The sequence below is a fragment of the Microtetraspora glauca genome, assembly GCF_040656155.1.
Lineage (GTDB): Bacteria > Actinomycetota > Actinomycetes > Streptosporangiales > Streptosporangiaceae > Microtetraspora > Microtetraspora glauca.
Genome location: NZ_JBFALK010000007.1, coordinates 169,046 through 189,710, shown reverse-complemented (window position 1 = coordinate 189,710; position 20,665 = coordinate 169,046). Strand labels below are relative to the sequence as shown.

Sequence of the window (20,665 nt, the reverse complement as noted above, 5' to 3'; positions counted from 1 at the left end):
TTCAGTCCTCCAGGGAGCTCAGCAGGTGGCGGGTGAGGTCGCCGAGCCGCGCGGCGGCCTCGGGGGAGAAGGACGGGTGGTCCAGGCTGATCGGCTTGGCCTGCATGAAGGCACTGAGCGGGGCGGCGGGCGGGTCGTCGAGGAGGGCGACGATGGGTTTGACGCCTTCGGCGACCGGCGCGCCGTACCTCTTGAGCGACTCGACGTGGGCGGCGGTGGCGGCGTCATACTCGCCGCGGAACGCGGTGGACACCGGCCCCGGGTTGATCAGGACATAGCGGGTACGGCTGGCCGCCCGTTCGGCGGCGAAGGCGGCACCGAGCAGGTCGTTGGCACGCCCGGCCTGCATCTGGGCCGCGACCCCGTCGTAGCCGCGCTCGAGCATCGGATCGTCCCAGTGGATGCGGCCAATCGGGACGCCGGGTCCGGACACGTTGACGATGACTCCGGGATCAGTCAGGCCGTGGCTGAGCAGGTGGCGGCTCAGGTACTCCAGTGCGAAGGTGGCCTCGAATCCCTCGGCGGTGACATACCGGGCGGAGCGGAAGTAGCGGGCGCACAGCACGAGTGCGTCGACGGCCGGGTAGACGGCGTTGATCTCGTCGATGACGCGCCGGTTCTCGCTGACCAGGCTCAGGTCGGCCGGGATGGAGTGGGCGCCGGGGAGGGCTTTGGCCTTGTCGCGGCCGACGATGACAACAGTGTCGCCGCGGCACAGGTAGGTGCGGGCGAGCTCGCGGCCCATCCCGTCGGTGCCACCGGTGATCACGAGGGTCTTCACAGGGATGCCTTTACGGTCGGAGCGGGTTCGCGGGTGGGCAGGAGCGGGATGACGGCGAGAATGATCGCGATCATGGCGAGGGCGAGCCAGAAGATGCCGTGGAAGCCGGTGATCGGGTCGCCGGCGATCTGCAGGACGAGTGTGACCAGGGCGACGCCCAGTGCGGCGCCGAGCTGGTTGAGCATGTAGAGCACGGAGCTGCCCTGTGCCACCAGCGGGCCGGGCAGGCTGCGGTAGAGCGACCCCATGGTCGGGGCGCTGAAACAACCCATGCCGAGCCCGATCGCCAGCGCGGTGAGCACTGGCCAGACCTCGGCGGTGTCGGCGCCGATGCGAGTGAAGGCGAGCGCGCTGAGCCCGGCCAGGAGCGCGCCCGCCGTGGCCAGGCCGCGGGCGCCGAACCGGTCCGACAGCCGTCCGGCCAGCGGCATCGCGATCGCTCCGCCCAGCCCCGCGGGAGCCATCAGCAGCCCGGCGGCAAGCACGCCGTGCCCGTGTGCCTGCTGGTAGTACAGCGGCAGGGCGAACAGTGTGGCGAAGTTGGCCAGGCCGCCGAGCCCCATGATGGTAACGCTGGCGACGAAGCCGCGGCTGGCGAACAGCCTGGGCTCGATCAGAGGGGGCGTGCTGCAGGTCCGCAGCGCGTGCATGGCATAGCCAGCGATCAGCGCCGCGCCGGCGATCAGTGGGAGGGCGACCTGCCCGCCCTGCTCGGCCGATTGCGACATGGCCAGCACCAGAGCCGCGAAACCGGGCGCGAGCAGGGCCAGGCCCAGGGCGTCCAGCCGGGTCCGCACGTGGTCCGCAGGCGCCTCGTCGGGCACCACGCGCCGCGCGAGCAGGTAGGCGAGCATGCCGATGGGCACGCTGAGCAGGAACATCCAGCGCCAGTTCAGGGCGTTCACTACGGCGCCCCCCGCGACCGGCCCGAGGACGGGCCCCAGCGACAGCACCACTCCCATCAGTCCCATCACCCGTCCGGCGTGTCGCGGTCCTGCGGCGCGGGCCAGCAGAATCAGCACCAGCGGGTCCAGGATCCCGGCGCCGACGCCCTGGAGGGCACGGAAAGCGATCAGGCTGCCGACGTTCCACGCCAGCCCTGCTGTCAGCGAGCCCGCCGTGAACACCACCAGCCCCGCCAGCCAGAGCCGTTTGCCGCCGAACCTGTCGACCGCCCAAGTGGTGAACGGGATGGTGGCGGTGACGGCGAGCAGGAATCCTGTCGAGGCCCAGCCGACGGTGCTGAGCGAGGTGTCGAAGGCGGTGGCCAGGGTGTCGGTGGCCACGGCCGCCATCGTGCTGTTGAGAATGCCCAGCAGTCCGCCGAGCAGGATCACGGCGATCATCGCCAGGAGCCGGGGATCCAAACGATCGTCTATTGAACTCACGGGTTCAACATAGTTATCCAGTGCGTATGCATGCAACTTGGTAGTCCACCGCACTGAACCCGTTGGTATAGTCGGTTCATGAGCACATCGCGCGGACGGATCGACAAGCGGCAGGCGATCCTGCGGGGCGCGTTCGCCGTGTTCGCCCGGCAGGGCTACGCCCAGGCGTGCGTCCAGGAGATCGCCGACGAGGCGGGCGTGGCCAAGCCGACGGTCTACAACCACCTCACCGACAAGGCCACCCTGTTCAGGCACGCCGTTCAGGATGCGGCGCAGGCCGCCTTGCAGCAGCGCCTGGCCGCGCTGGAGCCGCTCGTCGAACCGGGCGACAACCTGCGCGCCACCCTCGAGGGCGTCGGACACGAGCTGCTGCGCCTGCACTGCGACGAGCACTCCTGCGCGCTGCGACGGCTCCTCTACTCGGAGATCATCCGCTTCCCCGACGTCCTCGACGTTGTCACCGAGTCCGGTCCGCACCGGCTCACCCAGGCGCTGGCCGACCGGCTGGCCCGCCTCGTCCTGGCCGGCCGCCTGCGCGCCACCGACCCCGAGCAGGCGGCCGAGCAGCTACTCGCCCTGCTCGTCGGCCCCTTGGAGGCTCGCAGCCGCATGGGCACCCGACTTCTCGGCGACGATGAACTGCAGGAGGTGGCTCGGGTCGCCGTCGACACCTTCCTCCAGGCTTACGCCCCCTCCGAGCGGCAAACAATCGCGTCCTAGAGTTGCAGGGCAGCGAACGGACTACCGCGGATAACTGATTGTTATCTGCGATACTGCCTGAATCGAGCAGGCAGAACGCCTCGCCGAACATGGGTCAGGTCGGCATGCTTATCTGCGACAGTGGCGTCAGGAGGTGGACATGGGCGAGCTTCATCGTCTGGAGCGCGGCGGATCACCACCGCTGCCCGCTGCGGCGGCTGCCTACCTAGCTACCTTGTCCGGTCCCGAGCAGCGCAACACCCGGCGCGCCTACCACTCCACCCTGCGCGCCCTGATCGCCGAGTTCGCCTCGCCCGGCACCCACGTCCTGCTCGCCGAGCTCGACAACGAACAGGGCGCCGAGCGACTCACCGCCTGGTTCGCCCGCCAGTGGAGCGGCCGCGCCGCCGCGACCTTCAACCGGCACCTGGACGCCCTCCGTTCCGCGGTGACCTTCTGGATGGACCAGGGCTGGCTGAGCGCCGACCCGACCCGCCGACTCCGGCGGCGAGGCCGTGCCCCTGATCGGACTCGCGCGCTGGCCATCGCCGACATCGAGGCGCTGTTCGACCTGGAGGCTCCACTCCGGGAAAAGACACTGTGGACGATGTTGTACGAAACCGCCGCGCGCGCCAGCGAGGTACTCGGCCTGGACGTCGAGCACCTGGACCGGCGCAACCGACGCGCCAGGGTCACCCGCAAGGGCAGCGCGGTCGACATCATCGTGTGGCAGACCCGCACTGCGCGCCTTCTACCGAAATTGCTCGTCGGCCGCAGCAAGGGGCCGGTGTTCCTCACCGAGCGGCGCGCCCGTGTCGCCCTCGCCGCCGGCGACCTGGACCCGGTCACCGGTCGGGCCCGGCTGTCCTACCGGCGAGCTGAAGAGATCTTCAACGAGCTGACCAAACCGCTCGCGCACCCGGATCTCACCGACCTGGAAGACCTCGTCGCCGCGCCCGGGTGGACCCTGCACGACCTTCGGCACTCCGCGCTCACCCACGCCGCCGAGAACGGCGCCAACACCGGCACTCTCCTGGCCTACTCCGGTCACGCCTCGGTCGCCAGTCTGGCCCGCTACACCCGGGTATCTCCCGACGCCCTCACCCGTTGGCAAGCCCGCCGCGATCCCCACCGCAGAGTCTGACCAGGCCGAACTCCTCTCGGCGGCCCGTTTCTGCCGTATTCCGGTGGCACCCCCCGTGGAGCCGACGGAGGAGGCTCACGGCGTCGTTCGCTCCCACCGGGGCGCTTCCGAGATACGGCGGGAAGCGGCTGTAAGACCGCGCACGAGCGGCGCCGGGCGCGGCCCCGTCATCGGCCAGGGGGCCGCGCCCGCGAATCAGAGGGGATGGTTACCGGCTCCCGGCGACTTGGATACCCTGCGGGGCTATGGTATTAACTCGTACACTAGTGTTCGAGTTATGAGGTGTCATGATCCACAGCTCCCCCACCGTCCATCACGCGCCGCCGGACCCGCGCCGATGGCGGGCGCTGACGCTGATCAGCGTCGCCCAACTCATGCTGATCCTCGACGTCACCGTGGTGAACGTCGCCCTGCCCGACATCGGAGCCGACCTCGGCCTCGACCGGGCCACCCTCACCTGGGTCGTCACCGCGTACACGCTGTTCTTCGGCGGCCTCATGCTGCTCGGCGGGCGGCTGGCGGACCTGTTCGGCGCGCGCCGCCTGATGCTCACCGGTCTCGCGATCTTCGTCCTCGCCTCGCTGACCTCCGGCCTCGCGGGCACCGCCGCCCTGCTGGTCGGCGGCCGGATCGGCCAGGGCATCGGCGCGGCCCTGCTGTCCCCCGCCGCGCTGGCAACCGTCACCACCACCTTCCACGGCCCGGAGCGCAACCGGGCGCTCGGAGTGTGGGCCGCCATCGGCGGCGCGGGATCGGCCATCGGCGTGCTCCTCGGCGGCGCGCTGACCGCCGGCCCCGGCTGGCGCTGGATCTTCTTCATCAACGTCCCGGTCGGCCTGGCCGTACTCGTGGCGCTGCCCCTCGTCGTCCGAGTCGGTACGGCACAGCCCACGCGGCAGCGCGTCGACCTGCCGGGGGCGCTGCTCGTCACCGCCGCCACCGGATCCCTGATCTACGGCCTGGTCAACGCCGGGGACGAAGGCTGGGGTGACCTGGTCACGGTGGCGACGACGGCCGCCGCGGCGATCCTCTACATCCTCTTCGCCGTAGTCGAGCGAGCGGTGCGCACCCCGCTCATGCGCGTCCAGCTTCTCGCCCAGCGGCCGGTCCTGGCGGGCGCGTTCCTGATGCTGGTCGCCACCGGGCTGCTGATCGGCCTGTTCTTCCTCGGCTCGTTCTATCTGCAGCGCCATCAGGGGTACAGCGCCCTGGTCACCGGCCTGTTGTTCCTGCCGGTGGCGGTCGGCACCGGCCTGGGCGCGCACCTGGGCGGCCGGCTGGTGGGGCGCCTCGGCGGGCGCGTCCCCGCGGCGACCGGCCTGGCCCTGGCCGCGATCGGCACCGGGCTGGTCGCCGTGCTCGCCATCACCCCCGTCGTCCTGGTGACGGGCCTGGTCGTCGCCTCGGTCGGACTCGGAGCGGTGTTCGTGTCTGCCACCACCACCGCGCTCTCGCTGGTCGCCCAGCACGAGTCGGGGCTCGCCTCCGGTGTCGTCAACACCTTCCACGAGCTCGGCGGGGCGATCGGTGTCGCGGTGGCCTCCAGCCTCGCCGCGCCCAGTCTGATCGGCGGTGCCGTCACCGGATTCACGAACGGGTTCACGGCCTGGGCGGTCACCGCGGTGTTCTCAGCGGTCGTCACCCTCGGCCTGTTGCCCTCAGGGAAGCTGCCCGCGCTCGACGGACCGCACGTCCACTGACAGGGCCGCACAGCGCCCCCGCGTACTGCGATCTCGCTCCGCGGGGCGGACCGTATACGGTTCCGGGCAGGGCGTGTCGTCGCCCTGCCGAATCCGTATCGACGCCCGAACCCGGATCGACGCTCGACCCCAGATCGACGCTCGACCCCGATCGACCAGGAGCCAGGTCCATGACGCCTCCACGCCAGCGGCCAGCCCGGCGCGCCGACGCCGAGCGCAACATCGCGGCGATCGTCGCGGCCGGACTCGACCTGCTGGTCAAGGACCCGGACGCGAGCACCGCCGACATCGCCAAGGCCGCCGGCGTCGGCCGGGTCACCCTGTACGGGCACTTCCCCACACGAGAAGCCCTCCTCGAAGCCGTGCTCGACCACGCGGTCACCCTGGCGAACATCGCCCTCGACGACTCCGCCTACGACGAGCTCCCCGCGCCTGAGGCGATCAGCCGGCTCATCGTGTCCAGCTGGGAGCTCCTCGACAGGAATCGTCGTCTGCTGGCCGCCGCCGACCGCGTCCTGCCCACGGAGCGCATCCGTCACTACCACGACGAGGCGCTCGCCCGCGTCGAGCGGCTCATCCTCCGCGGCCAGGACGACGGGGTCTTCCGTACGGATCTGCCGCCGACCTGGCTGGTCGCGCACTTCTACGCCACCCTGCACAGCGCCGCACAGGAGGTGGACGCGGGCCGGCTCGACCAGAACGACGCGGCCCGGGTGCTGAACACGACCCTTCGCGCCGTCTTCATGGCCGGTTAGTAGACGCACGTCTCCGGCGGTCCTCTCACCCCGCCGAACATCAGCCCCTCATGGACCGAGATTCACCGGGCCGTCACCAGTGAGGGTGAAGGGCTGAGGCTACGGGCGGCGGTTCGGGACGAAGCCGGTCCGCGCGATGAGGCCGTCCAGCACGCCGGACCGAATACCGCATCCGCTTGGGCCTGGTGGCGACCATCGCGGTGAGCCCGTCGACGTCACGAGGGGCGAGATCGGCCAGAGCACGCTTGAGCGCCGATCGCACGGCAGCCGGCAGCTCCGTGGGCCGATCGTCATACCTCGGTGAGGTGACTTCAGTCCTTCAACCTCTGCCACAACCACACCGTGTAGTCGTCTTGGAGATGGATGTCGTCGAGCTGGAGATGGTCCGGCGGCGGCTTCAGCTCTGGAACAGCGCGGGGTTGGCCACGACGAAATCCCGGACGCTGGACGCCCGCCTTCCAGTGACCTCCTCGACGTCACGCGTCGCGCGGTCGTAGCGACCTTCCGAGTGGAGGCGCGCCATGACGGCGAGGTGCTCGAAAACGTGGTCGGGCAGCCCGAGCGCGCTCAGTTCCCGGTCGACCCACTGCCGATAGGGCACATCGACGTACGTGACGGGCCGGCCCAGCGCTTCGGAGAACTCCGCCGCCATGCCGGTCATGTCCTGAGATCGCGGCCCGGTCAGTTCGTAGACCTTCCCGATGTGCGGGAAGGGGTCCGAGAGGACGGCCGCGACCACTTCGGCGACGTCACGGGCCGCGACGGGCGAGGTACGGCCGGAGCCGAACGGCAGCCGGATCGTGCCGTCCTTCGCGATCGAGGAAACAGCGAAGGCCATGAAAAGCGGGTTCTCCATGAACACGGTCGGCCGTACGTGCACGACCGGCAGGCCGGACCATTCGAGGACCTGTTCGGCGAGCCAGTGCAGCCGCTGCTGCGTCGATTCCGCCGTACTCGTGAGGCTCATCTGGGAGACCGTCATCTGCGAGATGTTGACGAATACCTCCACGCCCCCCTGCTCGCGAGCGGCGGCCGCCGCGGTGACCGTCGCGTCGACGTACGAGGCGGACACGCTCATGCCGAAGTACACGCGGCGGCAGCCGGCCATCGCGCGGACGACATCCGCACCGCGCGTGAGATCGCCGGCCACGACCTCGGCTCCCGTCGCGCGCAGCGCCTGGGCCAGGTCGTTCTCGTGATGGACGAGCGCACGAACGGGGAGGTCGCGCCGCCGCAGAATCTCGACCACGGTTCGACCGACCGCTCCGACGCGCCCCGCGGCGCCGGTTACGAGAATGGGTCGCATATCGGACATCGTCATCTCCTCGCCGGAATCAACGATCCGCTACCCACCCGCCGCTCGGATCCTCGTCGCCCGGCCGGCGACGCGCCGCCCGGTAAGCCCGTTGGTAGGCGCTCGGACCGAGGTGCCGGCATGCGACCCTCCGTGCCCCGTAGTCCGCCCGTCGCCCCGACGCGACCAAGTGTGACCAGCGACTACGCGTGGCCACGGCCCCTTTCTGACGTATTCGGTGCCCCACCCCCACGAGGGCTGTCGTCAGCCGAGGCAGGAGCGGACGGCCTTGGCCAGGTTCGCTGCCCGTGGGTCGTCGGGCCGATAGTTCCAGAGGTTCGTCACGTAGGCGAAGCCGACACCGGCATCGGGGTCGGCGAAGCCGATCGATCCGCCGGAGCCCGGGTGACCGAACGCCCCCGGCCCGGTCAGCGGCATCGGCGGGCAGGCCCGCCAGAACCCGAGCGACATGTAGAAGGAGCGGTCGGCCGGGAGGTTCAGCCCCGGCGGCAGTCCGTGCATCGGCGTCCTGTCGGTCTGGACGACGGTCATCCTCTCGACCGTCGACGGTTCGAGCAGCCGCACCCCATCGACGTCGCTGACCGTGGCGGCATACACCCGCGCCACCGATCGGGCATCCGCGAGCATGTTCGCGGCCGGGAACTCGGCCGCGCGCCAGGCGCGCGTGACGTAGACCTCGGGGTTGGTCAAGGCGCCGCCGAGCTCGCCGGCGCGGGCCTGGACCGAACCCGGAGCCCACACGGCGTTCACCCAGGCGGTGACCGTCTCAGCATCGAGCCCGGTCGTCGCGATCAGCCCGGCCAGCAGCTCCTCCACGCTGAACGGGGCGGCATCGTGGAGCCGGGCCACCCGCTTCTCTTCCTTCTCGGGCAGCCCGATCCAGGCGCTCAGCCCGAGAGGGGCGGCCACCTCCTCGGCGAAGAACGTGCCGAGCGACTTGCCGGTGATCCGGCGTACGACCTCCCCGACCAGGAACCCGTACGTGACGCTGTGATAGACGTGCTCGGTGCCCGGCTGCCACAGCGGCCTCTGCGCCTCGAGCGCGCGGATGACCGGGTGCCAGGCGCACGCCTGCTCGAACGTCAGCGGCCCGTCGACGATCGGCAGACCGGCCTGGTGCGACAGTAACCAGCGCACCGGGATCTGCTCCTTGCCGGCGGCGCCGAACTCCGGCCAGTACCGGGCCACCGGGGCGTCCAGATCCAGCTCACCGCGCTGAACGAGCATGTGGGCACAGATGGCGGTGGCACCTTTCGTCGTGGAGGCCACCTGGACGATGGTGTTCCTGCGCCACGGCCGATTCGCCTCGCGATCGGCGAGGCCGCCCCACAGGTTGACCACGGGGCGGCCGCCCACGTAGACGCTGCACGCCGCACCGACCTCGCCAGAGTTTCTGAAGTTCGCGCGGAACGCGTCGGCGACCTTTCCCCAGCCGTGCTCGACACCGCGCTCGCCATCGCCACCACCACCGCTCACGGAGGCGTAGGCGCGGCCGGCGAGGGCGGCATGTGCGCCGGCGAGCGCGCCGGCGCCCAGCACGCCCCTCAACACGGTCCGACGCCCGACGTGTCCCTGTTCGGGTGTCCCGCTTGTTGTGTCTGCCACGTTGAGATTCCTTTCTAGAGAGCTGAAACTCAGAGATCTGAGACTTCTGGAGAAGACGTACGCTCTGATCGACCGGGACGGTCCGCGTTACTGAATCGGCACGGCAAGAGCGGTGCACGAGGAGCACGAGCGGTTTCTGTCGAAAGGCGACCCGGCCGTCAGCCCCAGTCCGTCGTCTCGCTCCGGCTCGTACTGGGTGATGCCGCTCAGGGGAGGCCGCTGATGAAGCGTGTCCCGACTGTTCCAGTGCGGCAGGAGATTCCCGTGAGTCGCGGTGAGTCCGCAGTGAACATCCCGACCTGTGGGGGCACGGGATGGGACAGGGGCTGGTCAGCATCGCGCGAGTGATGCGTAGACGGTGAAGCGTCCGGCCCGTTACGAACCCTCGCTTGTCATCGGTTCGTGGTTACGCGTCCCAGGTGACCGGGAGGCTCTTTACGCCGTAGATGTCGGCGATCTCCGGGCGCAGGGCGACCTCGTCGGCCGGTACGGCCAGGCGCAGCGTGGGGAAGCGGTTGACCAGCGCGGGGAACGCGACCCGCATCTCCACCCGGGCCAGCTGCTGGCCCAGGCACTGGTGGATGCCGTGACCGAAGGCCAGGTGCCCGCCGTCCTGCCTGCGCAGGTCGAGCACGTGGGGGTCGGTGAAGCGCTCGGGGTCGCGGTTGGCGGTGACGTAGGACAGGATGACCGCCGTACCGGCCCTGATGGTCTGACCGCCCAACTCGACGTCCTCCAGCGCCGTCCTCATGAACGTCTTGGCGACGCTCAGATACCGCAGCAGCTCCTCCACGGCCCCGTCGGCGAGCGCGGGCTCGGCGCGCAGCGCGGCCAGCTGCTCCGGGTTGCGCAGCAGCGCGAAGGTGCCCAGCGCCAACATGTTCGCGGTGGTGTCGAACCCGGCCGACAGCAGGATCAGGGCCATCCCCCGCAGTTCCTCATCGGTCAGGTCGCTGTCGAGCAGGTCGCTGAGCACGTCGTCGGTGGGGTTGGCGCGCTTGGCGGCCACCAGCTCCGCGAGGTAGTGCTGTGTCGCGGTGTAGGCCGCGATCAGTTCCTCGTCGCCGGCCTCCCCGCCGAGGAACGCGTCGATGTTCTCCTGGAAACGGCCGCGGTCCTCGTACGGCACGCCCAGCAGCTCACAGATGACGATGGAGGGAATGGGCTTGGCGAAGGCGGTCACCAGGTCAGCCGTCGGTCCGGCCTGCTCCATCGCGTCCAGGTGCTCGGCGGTGATCTGCTCGATCCGCTCGGTGAGCAGCCGCATCCGGCGTACGGTGAACTTGCCCACCAGCGGCTTGCGGTAGCGGCTGTGCTGGGGCTCGTCCATGAGCAGGAACTCGCCGGGCGGCGCCGGGGGGACTTCGATGTCGCCGTAGTCGATGGTCGGGTGGTGGCGCATGAGCTCCTTGCGCGAGCTGAACCGTGAGTCGGCCAGCACCGCCCTGACCAGGTCGAATCCGGTGACCAGCCAGCCCTGATGCCCGTCGGGGAAGGTGAATCGGCTGATCGGGCCGTGCTCGCGGATCTCGATCAGCTCCTTGGGCGGGTCGAAGGGACAGCCGGGCTGACGCGCCGTCGGCATCACCGTGAGGGTATGGACAAAATCGTTCATGACTTTTCCTTTCGATGTGCAGGCACCCGACCGACCTAGGAGATCTTGCGGCGGTACGTGGTCATGGCGAAGCCGTACGCGACGATGAGGATGCCGACACACCAGGCGAGGGCGATCCAGATGTCGGTGCCGACCGGCTGCCCGGTGAACAGGGCGCGGATGGCGTTGACGATGGAGGTCACCGGCTGGTTCTCGGCGAAGACGCGCACCGGGCCGGGCATGGTGTCGGTGGGCACGAAGGCCGAGCTGAGGAACGGCAGGAAGATGAGCGGGTAGGAGAACGCGCTCGCGCCTTCCATGGTCTTGGCGGACAGGCCGGGGATGACGGCGATCCAGGTCAACGCCAGGGTGAACAGGATCAGGATGCCCGCCACCGACAGCCACGCCGGCACTCCCGCCGAGGAGCGGAAGCCCATGAGCAGGGCCACGAGCGTCACGACCACGAGCGAGATCAGATTGGCGACCAGCGAGGTCAGCACGTGCGCCCACAGCACCGATGACCGCGCGGTCGGCATGGACTGGAAGCGCTCGAAGATACCGCCCTTCATGTCCATGAAGAGCCGGTACGCGGTGTAGGCGATGCCGGAGGCGACCGTGATGAGCAGGATGCCGGGCAGCATGTAGTTCACATACGAATCCGACCCTGTTCTGATCGCGCCGCCGAACACGTAGACGAACATCAGCATCATGGCGATCGGCATGATCGCGGTCGTGATGATGGTGTCCGGGCTGCGCGTGATGTGGCGCAGGGATCGTCCCAGCAGGACGGCGGTGTCGCCGAAGAAATGCTTGCTCATCGTTGTTCCTTATGCCTTCGTGCCGACGAGGGTGAGGAAGACGTCCTCGAGGGTCGGCTGCTTTTCGACGTATTCGACCTTGGCGGGCGGGAGCAGTTGCTTGAGCTCGGCCAGGGTGCCGTTGACGATGATCCGGCCCTCGTGGAGGATCGCGATCCGGTCGGCGAGTTGTTCGGCCTCGTCCAGGTACTGCGTGGTGAGCAGCACCGTTGTGCCGCGATCGGCGAGTTCCTTGACGGCCTGCCAGACCTCGATGCGGGCCTGGGGGTCGAGGCCGGTGGTCGGCTCGTCGAGGAAGATGACCGGCGGATTCCCGATGAGGCTCATCGCGATGTCCAGGCGGCGGCGCATGCCACCCGAGTACGTCGACACCTTCCGGGCGCCCGCGTCGGTCAGCGAGAAACGCGCGAGCAGGCCATCCGCGATCTCGCCCGGACTTTTGAGGTGTCGCAGTCGGGCGACCAGCACGAGGTTCTCCCGCCCGCTGAGGATCTCGTCGACGGCGGCGAACTGCCCCGTGAGGCTGATCGATTCGCGTACGTCCGCGGCCTGCGTGGCGACGTCGAAGCCGTTGACGCGGGCCGTCCCCGCGTCGGCCTTGAGCAGCGTGGACAGGATCTTCACGGCCGTGGTCTTGCCCGCCCCGTTGGAGCCGAGCAGGGCGAAGATGCTGCCCCGCGCCACGGTGAAGTCCACGCCGCGCAGCACCCGCAGTTCCTTGTACGCCTTCTCCAGGCCCTGCACCTGGATCGCCGCAGCTTGCTGTGTCGTCATCAGTCTGTCCTGTCCTTTGTCGTGGTGTTCTCGCCGGCGGCGCGCTCGATGGCGCTGGTGAAGCGGTTGCGCTCCCGGGTCCTGTACTGGCCGAGGGGGTAGTTGGCCATGAACGCCTCGACGAACTCCACCGGGTCCGCGCCGAAGATGTCGCGGATCGGGGTGCCGTCCGCCGCGCCCTGCTCGAACAGCTCGGCAAGGTCGTCGTACATCGCCATCGCACCGGCGCCGTCGGCCGGCCCGAAGTGCATCAGGTACCGCTCCAGCGCTTCGACCGCGATGCGGTAGTTCTCGGGAAGCTGCTTGATGCGTGCCTTGTACTGCCGGTAGCGCTTCTTCTCCTCCAGCGATCCGGTGACGATCTCCAGGTACTGCAGGTAGCGGCTCTTCGGCTCGTTTGATCCTGTAGTCATGCCTACTTGCCTCCCTTGCGGAGCTGTTCGAGCCGGTCGGCCAGGAAGCTCCAGGTTCGCCAGAACTCTTCGAGGTACTCCCGTCCCTGGTCGTTGAGGGAGTACACCTTGCGCGGCGGCCCCTTCTCCGACGGGACCTTCTCCACGTCGACCAGGCCGCGCTGCTCGATCCTGACCAGCAGCGCGTAGATGGTGCCCTCGGCGATGTCGGAGAAGCCCTGCTCTCGCAGCCACGCCGTGATCTCGTAGCCGTACGCGGGCCGGCCGGACAGGATCGCCAGGACGATGCCCTCCAGCGTTCCCTTGAGCATCTCCGTCACGAGCTTGCCCATGGAACACCTCTTTCAGCTACTTCGTGTCGCTAGCTACCGGTACAAAGTAACACTTACTACTGGTACCTAGCAACACCGAATAGCTGAGATGTGAAACGGAAGCTTAAGCGTGTGGGTGCGGGCGGGCGGCCTGGTCGCTGTTCGTGAGCGAGTCCGTCATCCCTTAGGCCAAGACGGGCTCCGTCGGCCCACTGGAGAGTTCGATCGTCGCGGACGAGGCGGGAGCGCCCGCGACCACGAGTGCGCAATCACTGAACGGTTCATGGCATCCACCATCACCGAAAGCGCTGATACCAGGCCGTTGCCGTGCTGACACGGCCGCCGACACGACACCGCAGCAGGCCTGCTTATCGCCGGGGCATCCCGCCGGCCTGACACGCCTCCCAAGGGGCGGTTCGGCGTCCACGGGATCCTCCCCGACGTCTTCGCGGATCGGGGTCCCGTTCGCCGCGCTCTGCTACGGCAGGCGCGGCCTCGGGAGGGTGTTCAAACACCCCCTAGGGGTCCGTCCAACGGAACGGCGCCTACTCGCAGAAGACGCGCAAGTGGCCATCGGGCTGCTCGGGCTCCACGATCGCCCCTCCGGCGCCGACCAAGGTCCGACTTCGACAGCTACCCGGTCCTACTGCTCTACTGCACAGCCCAGCGCCCGCCGGTGCCTTGGGTCGACGAACGGTGTTACTTCCCGGCCGTGCCGGGTTTCCCGCTGATGGACTCCTGATAGATGTCCGCGTAGGTGCGCGAGTCCTTGACCAGGTCGTCGCAGAAGGCGGCGACGTCGTTGCCGATGAGTTCCAGGACTCCCTTGCCGGCCGCGACGCCCTCCTCGAAGAAATCGACGATCCCTGAGAGCAGGCGCCCGTCTGGCAAGTCGATCGGTCCGACCTTGAAGAGGTACCTCTGAATCTCCTTGTAGACGATCTGGTAGTCCGACGGGAGCGCCTTGACCCGGGCCATGTGCGCCCGCCACTGCTTCTTGCCCGCGATGATGTCCTGGATGCCCACGTCAGCCTCCTAGCCGGCCCAGTTTCCTTGCGACGTTCCTGTTCAACTGCTCGCGCCACCGGTCGCGATGGCTCCGAGCCCCTTCTCCGCCGGCCAGCGCCGCGCAGAAGCCCTCGATGTCGTCACCCAGTACCTCGTGAATGCTCTGCCCATCGGAGGCTGTCTCTTCGAGCAACCCCAGAGCATTGTCGAGAATCGGCATCAGGTTGCGGCCGGTGAAGTCCGCGTAGGGAAAAAGGTGACCCTTGATCTTCTCCCACGCCGCCCGGTAGTCGGCCGGCAATGCCTCGGCCCGGGCTTCGAACGCCTTCCATTCCCTGGTGAGATCGCTGCCTGTCATGGTCTCCCAGAAGTTCATCTGCCGCCCTCCTTGAGCTTGTCGATCCGTGAGGAGACGTACTCCCATTTCGCCCAGAACCTCGCGAGTTCTTCGCGCCCCGCGTCGTTGAGCGCGTAGAACTTGCGTGGCGGGCCCACCCCGGACGGTCGTTTCGTCACCTGGACGAGCCCGTTCTTCTCCAGCCGCAGCAGAATGGTGTAAACCGTCCCCTCGACGACATCGATGAAGCCGAGTTCGTTCAGCCGACGCGTGATGGCGTACCCGTAGGTCTCCTCGCTGCCGATGATTTCCAGCACGCAGCCCTCAAGCGTGCCCTTCAGCATCTCCGTCAGGTCGTCCATCGTGGATCCTCTTCGGTTCCTGGTACCTTGTAGTACCGAGTACCGCTATACGGTACCACAGAGTAGTGAACCAATGTCCAGCGAGTGGCGAGCACAGACCACGGCAGCGATTCGAATCATCGGCCCACGACTGGACGCTCGACATCACCACCGGGCCCGGCGGCGTCGACTCCATCGTCACCTCCGGAGCACGCCATCGGTGGCGTTCCACGTTGCCCGGGTCCCCGTGAAAGCCGTGGCCAAAGACGTGAGCCCCTTTCTCCCGTACCTTGGTCCGCCCCAAATAGAGCCGGAGCTAACCGAGCTCTAGGGCTGGTACACGTACGGAGTGGTGGTGCTCAGCGGCTCGAAGCCGAGCCGGCGCAGGATGGGGCGGCTCTGGCTGGAGGCGTCGACCTGCAGATAGCGGTAACCGCGCTCGGCCGCGACGCGCGCACGGAAGGCGACGAGCGCCCGATAGACACCCCGCCCGCGCCAGGCCGGTACGGTTCCCCCGCCCCAGAGACTGGCGAAGTGCGTGCCCGAGTGCATCTCCATCCGTGCCGCGCTCACCGGCACGTCACCGGCCATGGCGACGACGGCTGCGACCGAGCCGGGCTCCTCGGCCATCTGCGCGAGGAACCTCCGCATGATCTGGGGGCGAGGCGTACCGAAAGCCCTCTCGTGAACGTCCGTCATGAGATCCACCCCGGCGGCGTCGGTGACCGGCAGCAACCGGATCCCCTCCGGAAGTTCGACGGCGGTGGGCAGGTCGCGGATCTCTGCGACCATCAGCGCCTCTTCCGGCTCGGGCACGAAACCGGCCGCTCGCAGCCGCCCGGAGAGGTCGTCCGGCCGGTCGTGGGCGTACAGCTTCCACTCGAACTCGCGCCCGATCGAGGTGAAGTAGCGCACCTGCGCCGTGATCGCCGCGTCCGCGGTGGACCGGTCGAGGTCCGACCAGACGACGCCGTTCCAGGCGTCGTCCGGGCCGACCTGCCGCACCACGCCGTCGGCCCACTCGACCCGCGCGCCGGGGCCGTCGGCCCGCATGTCCTGCCTCATCTGGCGGTCGAAGGCCGCCAGCACCGTGTCGCGATCCATCCGGCTACCCCAGCACCAGTCCTGCGGAGGTGACAACCGGATTTCGCCGCCGTCCCCGGCCCGAGCCGGGCAGGTCGATCACCGCGCGTCGCAGGGCGAGGGTGGAGTTCGGCCCGTCGCCCGCCCCTTGTAGCGCGGCCCGTGTGTGTCCTCCTCCAGGCGCTGATGGGCGGCGGGTCGACGGGGACGTACGCGGATGCGCGCTCGCCGACCGGCAGCATTCGTCAGAAAATCCCTAGACAAATCAAGATCATCTGCAAGTCGGCGTCGATAGCGTCGCCGCCATGATGCAAAAAGTGATGACCTTGCTCGTCGCGGCGGGCGTCGCCTCGCTGACCGCTCAGATACCGGCGTCGGCGGCGTCCTCCGGGACCACGATGCTGCGACTGCGCGGCGGGCTGACCCTGGAGATCCCGAGTTCCTGGCAGGTGTACGGCAGCGCGGACCAGGTCCGGGTGGTGACGGGTTCCTGCGCGCGGCCGAAGGCGAAGTATTTCGAGCCCCGGTGCGACAGCTTCTGGGTGATCGGGCCGAAGGCGCTCAAGACCGGAGGCGAGGGCTTCCAGCGATACGACCCCGACCAGGGCCCGTACTATCCGGCGAGCGACGTGGCGCCGTGCGCGACGAATCCCGCGTACGGCCAGGTCCTGGGCAAGGCGATCACCGCGGCGTACCGGAACGTCGGCGTGATGCACAAGGCGCACTATCGCGTGTACCCGGGCCGGTGCGTACGGTACGACAACGGCCAGCAGAAGACGACGTTCAGGCAGCGTGAATGGTATCTGCCGAAGGAGAAGATCCTGATCGTCGATCAGTGGGCCACGCCGGGACTGGCGACGATCGTGCAGAACGCGCTCTGGGACTACTGACCGCCGTCGAGCGACCGCAGTCGGAGAACACCCTCGCCGGGCTGCCGCATTACCCGCCACCGGTGCGTACGCCGTCGAACTAGGGCACGCCGAGCGCTTCGCCGAGGCCCTGGCCGCCGACCGATCACGCGGGTCAGCGCCCGGAAAGGGTCGGGCTCATGACCTCGTGGCGACCCGCCTCCACGGGGGCTGTGTGCGGGATCCGGAACGTCACCGGGCTTCAACCGGGACGGGCGGCGGTCGGATATCCCTTTGACGGAGTGAGTACTCACTCCGTACGCTTTCGCGTATGACAGAAACGACAGACACGCCTCCCCGGCGACGCGCGCCGGGCATGACCTCCGAACAACGCAGAGCGATGATCGTGGCGGCGGCGCTGCCGCTGGTCGCCGAAAGCGGCGCCGCGGTCACCACGAGCCAGATCGCCCGGGCCGCCGGCATTGGCGAGGCCACCATCTTCCGGGCGTTCAAGGACAAGGACGAGGTGCTGGACGCGTGCGTGGCCGAGGCGGTGAATCCCGACCACGTCCTGCGCGAGCTGGCCTCGATCCCCCTCGACCAGCCGTTGTCCGCACGGCTGATCGAGGCTGCCGAGGCATTGCGCGCCCACCTGGAGCGCATCGGCGCGGTGATCGGGAGCCTGCACGCCTCCGGCCACAGCCGCGGCCGCTCACCCGGTGACCGGCCGCCTCCGGGCAGCCGCGAGGCGTCGATGAGAGTGCTCGGCGACGCCGTGACCGAGCTGATCGAACCCGATCGCGACGCGCTTCGCCTGGAGCCCGGGAAGGTCGCTTCGATCTTCCTCGGGATGCCCTTCACCCGGCTCCACCCCGCTTCCGGCGGTGCGGAGGCGACCTTGGAGGACTTCGTCAGTGTCCTCCTCCACGGTGCACTCAATGACCCGGGGAGCGTGACGTGACCATCACCCTGAACCACACCATCGTCCCCGCGGTCGACAACCGCCAGGCGGCCCGGTTCTTCGCGTCGATCATGGGTCTGGAGGAACTGCCGCCCGCCGGCCGCAACGGACACTTCGCCCCCGTACGGGTGAACGAGACGCTGATCCTCGACTTCATGACCGTGGAGAATCCCGAAGGGCACCATCTGGCGTTCGATGTGGACCCGGCGACCTTCGACCAGATCCTGGCCCGCATCCGCGCGGCCGGCGTGCCATACGGCAACGATCCGGCCCACCCGGACAACGGGCGGATCGATCATCCGCTGTGCCCGCGCGGCCTGTTCTTCGTCGACTCGGCACGGAACCTGTACGAGGTGATGTCGCCGGCGTGACGCCACTGGCGGCAGTCGCGACGAGCATGCGGTCCCACGTCGTCCGGACGGAAGACGCGGATCGCGGCGCATGTGTGGTCGTTACGACCGGAGGTGCGTTCGCGGTCCGGGAGGAGCCGATCCGCCTGGTCGGGCGTCGGCGCGGAACGCTCGGGCGCTCCAACAGAGCGGCCCGAAGGCGCCGCACGGCCGATCAGCGCCGGAGACCGTCGAAGACGACCTCCAGGACGCGGGACTGGATCTCCGGGGTGGCGCGTTCGGCCGCGCGCGAGGTGCCGACGATGAGCACGATCAGTTCGGGAACGCCGATGTCCGCGCGGACGGCCCCCGCTCGCTGGGCGCGGTCGAGCAGCGCGCCGAGCGCCCGGGGCAACTCCTGCCGCCCCTCGGCGAGGACGTCGTCCACGTCGACACCGGCGGCCGTCAGCGCCTCGGTGTAGGCGTTCTTCGTGGCCGAGACGTCCACGATCCGGGTGAGGAAGGAGAAGAACGCCTCGGCCGGGTCCTCGGCCGCGCACAGGGCGTCGGCCTCGTCGGCGAAGCGCCGCATGAGCCCGGCGAACACCGCCTCGATCAGCGCCTCCTTCGTCGGGAAGTGCCGGAACACGGTGGCGATGCCGACGCCGGCCCGCCGGGCCACGTCCTCGGTCGACGCGGACGTCCCGTTCTCGGCGAACACGGCCTCGGCGGCCTCCAGGACGCGAGCCCGGTTCCGCGCGGCGTCCGCGCGCATCGGCCGGCCCGCCGGGGAGGCGCTCAACGCGCCACCCCATGGACAAACGGAGTCATCACTTCGTATCCTCTAATCGGAGTCACGACTCCGATTGTATCGGCGATCAGAGGAGACAGTCATGAGCACGACCACGGCCGGGCCCCGCGAGATCTTCGAGCGCTATCTCCGCGCGGGGCTGACCGAAGACCGCGAGGCGCAGGCCGCCCTGTTCAGCGACGACGCCGTCATCGAGTTCCCGTTCGCCCCGCCGGGGACCCCCAGCCGCTTTCAGGGACGGGAAGAGATCAGGGCCATGCTCACCTCGCTCGGCCGGGGGACGGCGCAGGCGGGCATGCGCCTCGACCAGGACAAGAGCGTCATGACCGTGCACGAGACCGCGGACCCCGAGGTGATCATCGCCGAGATCGAGTTGCACGTGGACGTGGAGACGACCGATGACGTGCTCAAAGTGCCGTACGTCCAGGTGTGGCGCGTCCGTGACGGCCGGGTCGTGCTGTTCCGGGACTACTGGGCCACCACCACGGGCGACTTCGTCCGGATCGCGCTCGGCGACGCCTGAGCTCCCGGGCTCCGCTCCCGGCATGGACGGAGCGCCCTACGCAGGCGGTGGACGGGCAGCCACCGCGTACGAACGAAAGGGGCAAGGAACGATGACGCGCGTCGCGCAGGCCAGGGAGATCGCACGGCGATGGGTGATCGAGGAGGGGGTGGGCGTACCCGGTTTCGCCGGCGCGTTTCTCACCGGCTCCACGCTCTGGGCGCACGGTGACGAGGAACTGGAGCCGAGTTCCGACGTGGACGTGATGGTGGTGCTCGACACCGCCGAGGCACCGGCGAAGCTCGGCAAGTTCGTCCACCGCGGCGTGCTGCTGGAGGTCTCCTTCATGCCCGCGGCGGCGCTCGGCACGCCGGAGGCCGTGCTGGGGGACTACCACCTGGCGGGCGGTTTCCACGTGCCGAGCGTGCTGGCCGACCCCACCGGGCGGCTGACCGAGATCCAGCGGGCCGTGTCCGTCGACTTCGCGCGGCGGCGCTGGGTGCTGGCGCGCTGCGCGCACGCGGCGGACGCCGTACGCACGATGATCAACGGCATGGACGCGGCGGCGTCGTTCCCCGACCAGGTCATGCCGTGGCTGTTCGGCACCGGGGTGACGACGCACGTCCTGCTCGTCGCCGGGCTGCGGAACCCGACCATCCGGCGACGGTATGCGGCCGTCCGGGAACTGCTCGCCGAACGCGACCGGCTGGAGTGCCACGAAAGCCTCCTCGAACTGCTGGGATGCGCCGAGATGGGCCGGAGCCGCGTGGAGCACCACCTCGCCGTGCTGGAGAAGGCGTTCGACGCGGCGGCGGCGGTCCAGGCGGAGTCGTACCGCTTCGCGTCGGACGTCAGCGATGCGGCCCGCGCGATCTCGATCGGCGGAACCCGAGAGCTCATCGGACGCGGGCTCCATCGCGAGGCGGTCTTCTGGCTGGTCGCGACGTACGCGCGGTGCCTGGCGAAGCTGTCCGTCGCCGGTGCCGCCACCCGGCCGCACGAGGACGGCCTGCGCGAGCTGCTCGCGGACCTCGGCGCGGAGACGTTCGACGATCGGCGGCGCCGCGGTGGGCGCGTGCTGGCCGCCCTGCCCGAGCTCTGGCGAACCGCCGAGGCCATCGCGCCCTCGTGATCGCGTAGCTCCGTGG

23 protein-coding genes are annotated in these 20,665 nt (G+C 69.1%); 9 read left to right on the top strand and 14 right to left on the bottom strand.

Going from position 1 to position 20,665, the window contains the following annotated elements:
- Position 1: 1 nt before the first annotated feature.
- The gene (locus AB0I59_RS15420) at positions 2 to 781 is read right to left on the bottom strand and encodes an SDR family NAD(P)-dependent oxidoreductase (protein WP_358133179.1); all 780 of its coding nucleotides are present in this window, start codon (positions 779 to 781) and stop codon (positions 2 to 4) included.
- Positions 778 to 2,169 (bottom strand): DHA2 family efflux MFS transporter permease subunit, encoded by a 1,392-nt coding sequence (locus tag AB0I59_RS15415; RefSeq protein WP_358133176.1) that lies wholly within the window; start codon positions 2,167 to 2,169, stop codon positions 778 to 780. Before AB0I59_RS15415 ends, AB0I59_RS15420 begins: the two co-directional genes overlap by 4 nt.
- A 78-nt stretch (positions 2,170 to 2,247) precedes the next feature.
- On the opposite strand from AB0I59_RS15415, the gene AB0I59_RS15410 reads away from it, so the two are divergent.
- From AB0I59_RS15410 to AB0I59_RS15395, 4 genes are all read left to right on the top strand, one after another.
- The gene (locus AB0I59_RS15410; RefSeq protein WP_358133174.1) at positions 2,248 to 2,889 is read left to right on the top strand and encodes a TetR/AcrR family transcriptional regulator; all 642 of its coding nucleotides are present in this window, start codon (positions 2,248 to 2,250) and stop codon (positions 2,887 to 2,889) included.
- A 139-nt stretch (positions 2,890 to 3,028) separates the two neighbouring features.
- Complete coding sequence (locus AB0I59_RS15405; protein WP_358133171.1) at positions 3,029 to 4,012, top strand: tyrosine-type recombinase/integrase; 984 nt, start codon at positions 3,029 to 3,031, stop codon at positions 4,010 to 4,012.
- Positions 4,013 to 4,299: 287 nt separating this feature from the next.
- Positions 4,300 to 5,712 (top strand): MFS transporter, encoded by a 1,413-nt coding sequence (locus tag AB0I59_RS15400; RefSeq protein ID WP_358133168.1) that lies wholly within the window; start codon positions 4,300 to 4,302, stop codon positions 5,710 to 5,712.
- Positions 5,713 to 5,882: 170 nt separating this feature from the next.
- Positions 5,883 to 6,467 carry a TetR/AcrR family transcriptional regulator gene (locus AB0I59_RS15395; protein WP_358133165.1) on the top strand — a complete coding sequence of 195 codons (585 nt, stop codon included), beginning with the start codon at positions 5,883 to 5,885 and terminating at the stop codon, positions 6,465 to 6,467.
- Positions 6,468 to 6,864: 397 nt separating this feature from the next.
- Here AB0I59_RS15395 and AB0I59_RS15390 read toward each other — a convergent pair whose 3' ends face one another.
- The 11 genes from AB0I59_RS15390 to AB0I59_RS15340 form a co-directional block, all read right to left on the bottom strand.
- The gene (locus AB0I59_RS15390) at positions 6,865 to 7,773 is read right to left on the bottom strand and encodes an NmrA family NAD(P)-binding protein (RefSeq protein WP_358133162.1); all 909 of its coding nucleotides are present in this window, start codon (positions 7,771 to 7,773) and stop codon (positions 6,865 to 6,867) included.
- Between the two features lie 252 nt (positions 7,774 to 8,025).
- The gene (locus AB0I59_RS15385) at positions 8,026 to 9,387 is read right to left on the bottom strand and encodes a serine hydrolase domain-containing protein (protein ID WP_358133160.1); all 1,362 of its coding nucleotides are present in this window, start codon (positions 9,385 to 9,387) and stop codon (positions 8,026 to 8,028) included.
- Positions 9,388 to 9,793: 406 nt separating this feature from the next.
- Entirely contained in the window at positions 9,794 to 11,002 is a 1,209-nt protein-coding gene (locus AB0I59_RS15380) for a cytochrome P450 (RefSeq protein ID WP_358133157.1), read from the bottom strand.
- Positions 11,003 to 11,037: 35 nt separating this feature from the next.
- Complete coding sequence (locus tag AB0I59_RS15375) at positions 11,038 to 11,799, bottom strand: ABC transporter permease (protein WP_061258495.1); 762 nt, start codon at positions 11,797 to 11,799, stop codon at positions 11,038 to 11,040.
- Positions 11,800 to 11,808: 9 nt separating this feature from the next.
- The gene (locus AB0I59_RS15370) at positions 11,809 to 12,573 is read right to left on the bottom strand and encodes an ABC transporter ATP-binding protein (protein WP_061258496.1); all 765 of its coding nucleotides are present in this window, start codon (positions 12,571 to 12,573) and stop codon (positions 11,809 to 11,811) included.
- Positions 12,573 to 12,986: a DUF1048 domain-containing protein gene (locus AB0I59_RS15365; RefSeq protein ID WP_061258497.1), complete on the bottom strand. Its 414-nt coding sequence runs from the start codon at positions 12,984 to 12,986 to the stop codon at positions 12,573 to 12,575. Before AB0I59_RS15365 ends, AB0I59_RS15370 begins: the two co-directional genes overlap by 1 nt.
- A gap of 2 nt (positions 12,987 to 12,988) precedes the next feature.
- Positions 12,989 to 13,318: a PadR family transcriptional regulator gene (locus AB0I59_RS15360; protein ID WP_061258498.1), complete on the bottom strand. Its 330-nt coding sequence runs from the start codon at positions 13,316 to 13,318 to the stop codon at positions 12,989 to 12,991.
- A 678-nt stretch (positions 13,319 to 13,996) separates the two neighbouring features.
- The gene (locus AB0I59_RS15355) at positions 13,997 to 14,323 is read right to left on the bottom strand and encodes a DUF1048 domain-containing protein (protein ID WP_061258499.1); all 327 of its coding nucleotides are present in this window, start codon (positions 14,321 to 14,323) and stop codon (positions 13,997 to 13,999) included.
- 1 nt (position 14,324) lies between these two features.
- The gene (locus AB0I59_RS15350) at positions 14,325 to 14,681 is read right to left on the bottom strand and encodes a DUF1048 domain-containing protein (RefSeq protein WP_061258500.1); all 357 of its coding nucleotides are present in this window, start codon (positions 14,679 to 14,681) and stop codon (positions 14,325 to 14,327) included.
- On the bottom strand, positions 14,678 to 15,004 hold the full coding sequence (locus AB0I59_RS15345) for a PadR family transcriptional regulator (RefSeq protein ID WP_061258501.1): 327 nt from the start codon (positions 15,002 to 15,004) through the stop codon (positions 14,678 to 14,680). The genes AB0I59_RS15350 and AB0I59_RS15345 overlap by 4 nt, the downstream gene beginning before the upstream one ends.
- A gap of 306 nt (positions 15,005 to 15,310) precedes the next feature.
- Positions 15,311 to 16,087: a GNAT family N-acetyltransferase gene (locus AB0I59_RS15340; RefSeq protein ID WP_061258502.1), complete on the bottom strand. Its 777-nt coding sequence runs from the start codon at positions 16,085 to 16,087 to the stop codon at positions 15,311 to 15,313.
- 284 nt (positions 16,088 to 16,371) lie between these two features.
- Here AB0I59_RS15340 and AB0I59_RS15335 point away from each other — a divergent pair, with 284 nt between their 5' ends.
- The 3 genes from AB0I59_RS15335 to AB0I59_RS15325 all read left to right on the top strand — a co-directional run bounded on the left by AB0I59_RS15335 (position 16,372) and on the right by AB0I59_RS15325 (position 18,246).
- On the top strand, positions 16,372 to 16,956 hold the full coding sequence (locus AB0I59_RS15335) for a hypothetical protein (protein ID WP_358133150.1): 585 nt from the start codon (positions 16,372 to 16,374) through the stop codon (positions 16,954 to 16,956).
- A 289-nt stretch (positions 16,957 to 17,245) separates the two neighbouring features.
- Positions 17,246 to 17,875 carry a TetR/AcrR family transcriptional regulator gene (locus AB0I59_RS15330; RefSeq protein WP_082777256.1) on the top strand — a complete coding sequence of 210 codons (630 nt, stop codon included), beginning with the start codon at positions 17,246 to 17,248 and terminating at the stop codon, positions 17,873 to 17,875.
- Complete coding sequence (locus tag AB0I59_RS15325) at positions 17,872 to 18,246, top strand: VOC family protein (RefSeq protein ID WP_358133147.1); 375 nt, start codon at positions 17,872 to 17,874, stop codon at positions 18,244 to 18,246. Before AB0I59_RS15330 ends, AB0I59_RS15325 begins: the two co-directional genes overlap by 4 nt.
- Before the next feature lie 193 nt (positions 18,247 to 18,439).
- Here AB0I59_RS15325 and AB0I59_RS15320 read toward each other — a convergent pair whose 3' ends face one another.
- On the bottom strand, positions 18,440 to 19,006 hold the full coding sequence (locus tag AB0I59_RS15320) for a TetR/AcrR family transcriptional regulator (RefSeq protein ID WP_358133144.1): 567 nt from the start codon (positions 19,004 to 19,006) through the stop codon (positions 18,440 to 18,442).
- A 91-nt stretch (positions 19,007 to 19,097) separates the two neighbouring features.
- Here AB0I59_RS15320 and AB0I59_RS15315 point away from each other — a divergent pair, with 91 nt between their 5' ends.
- Both AB0I59_RS15315 and AB0I59_RS15310 read left to right on the top strand, forming a co-directional pair.
- On the top strand, positions 19,098 to 19,538 hold the full coding sequence (locus AB0I59_RS15315) for a nuclear transport factor 2 family protein (RefSeq protein WP_358133142.1): 441 nt from the start codon (positions 19,098 to 19,100) through the stop codon (positions 19,536 to 19,538).
- A 91-nt stretch (positions 19,539 to 19,629) separates the two neighbouring features.
- Positions 19,630 to 20,649, top strand: coding sequence for a hypothetical protein (locus AB0I59_RS15310; protein ID WP_358133139.1), 1,020 nt, complete (start codon positions 19,630 to 19,632; stop codon positions 20,647 to 20,649).
- Positions 20,650 to 20,665: the final 16 nt, after the last annotated feature.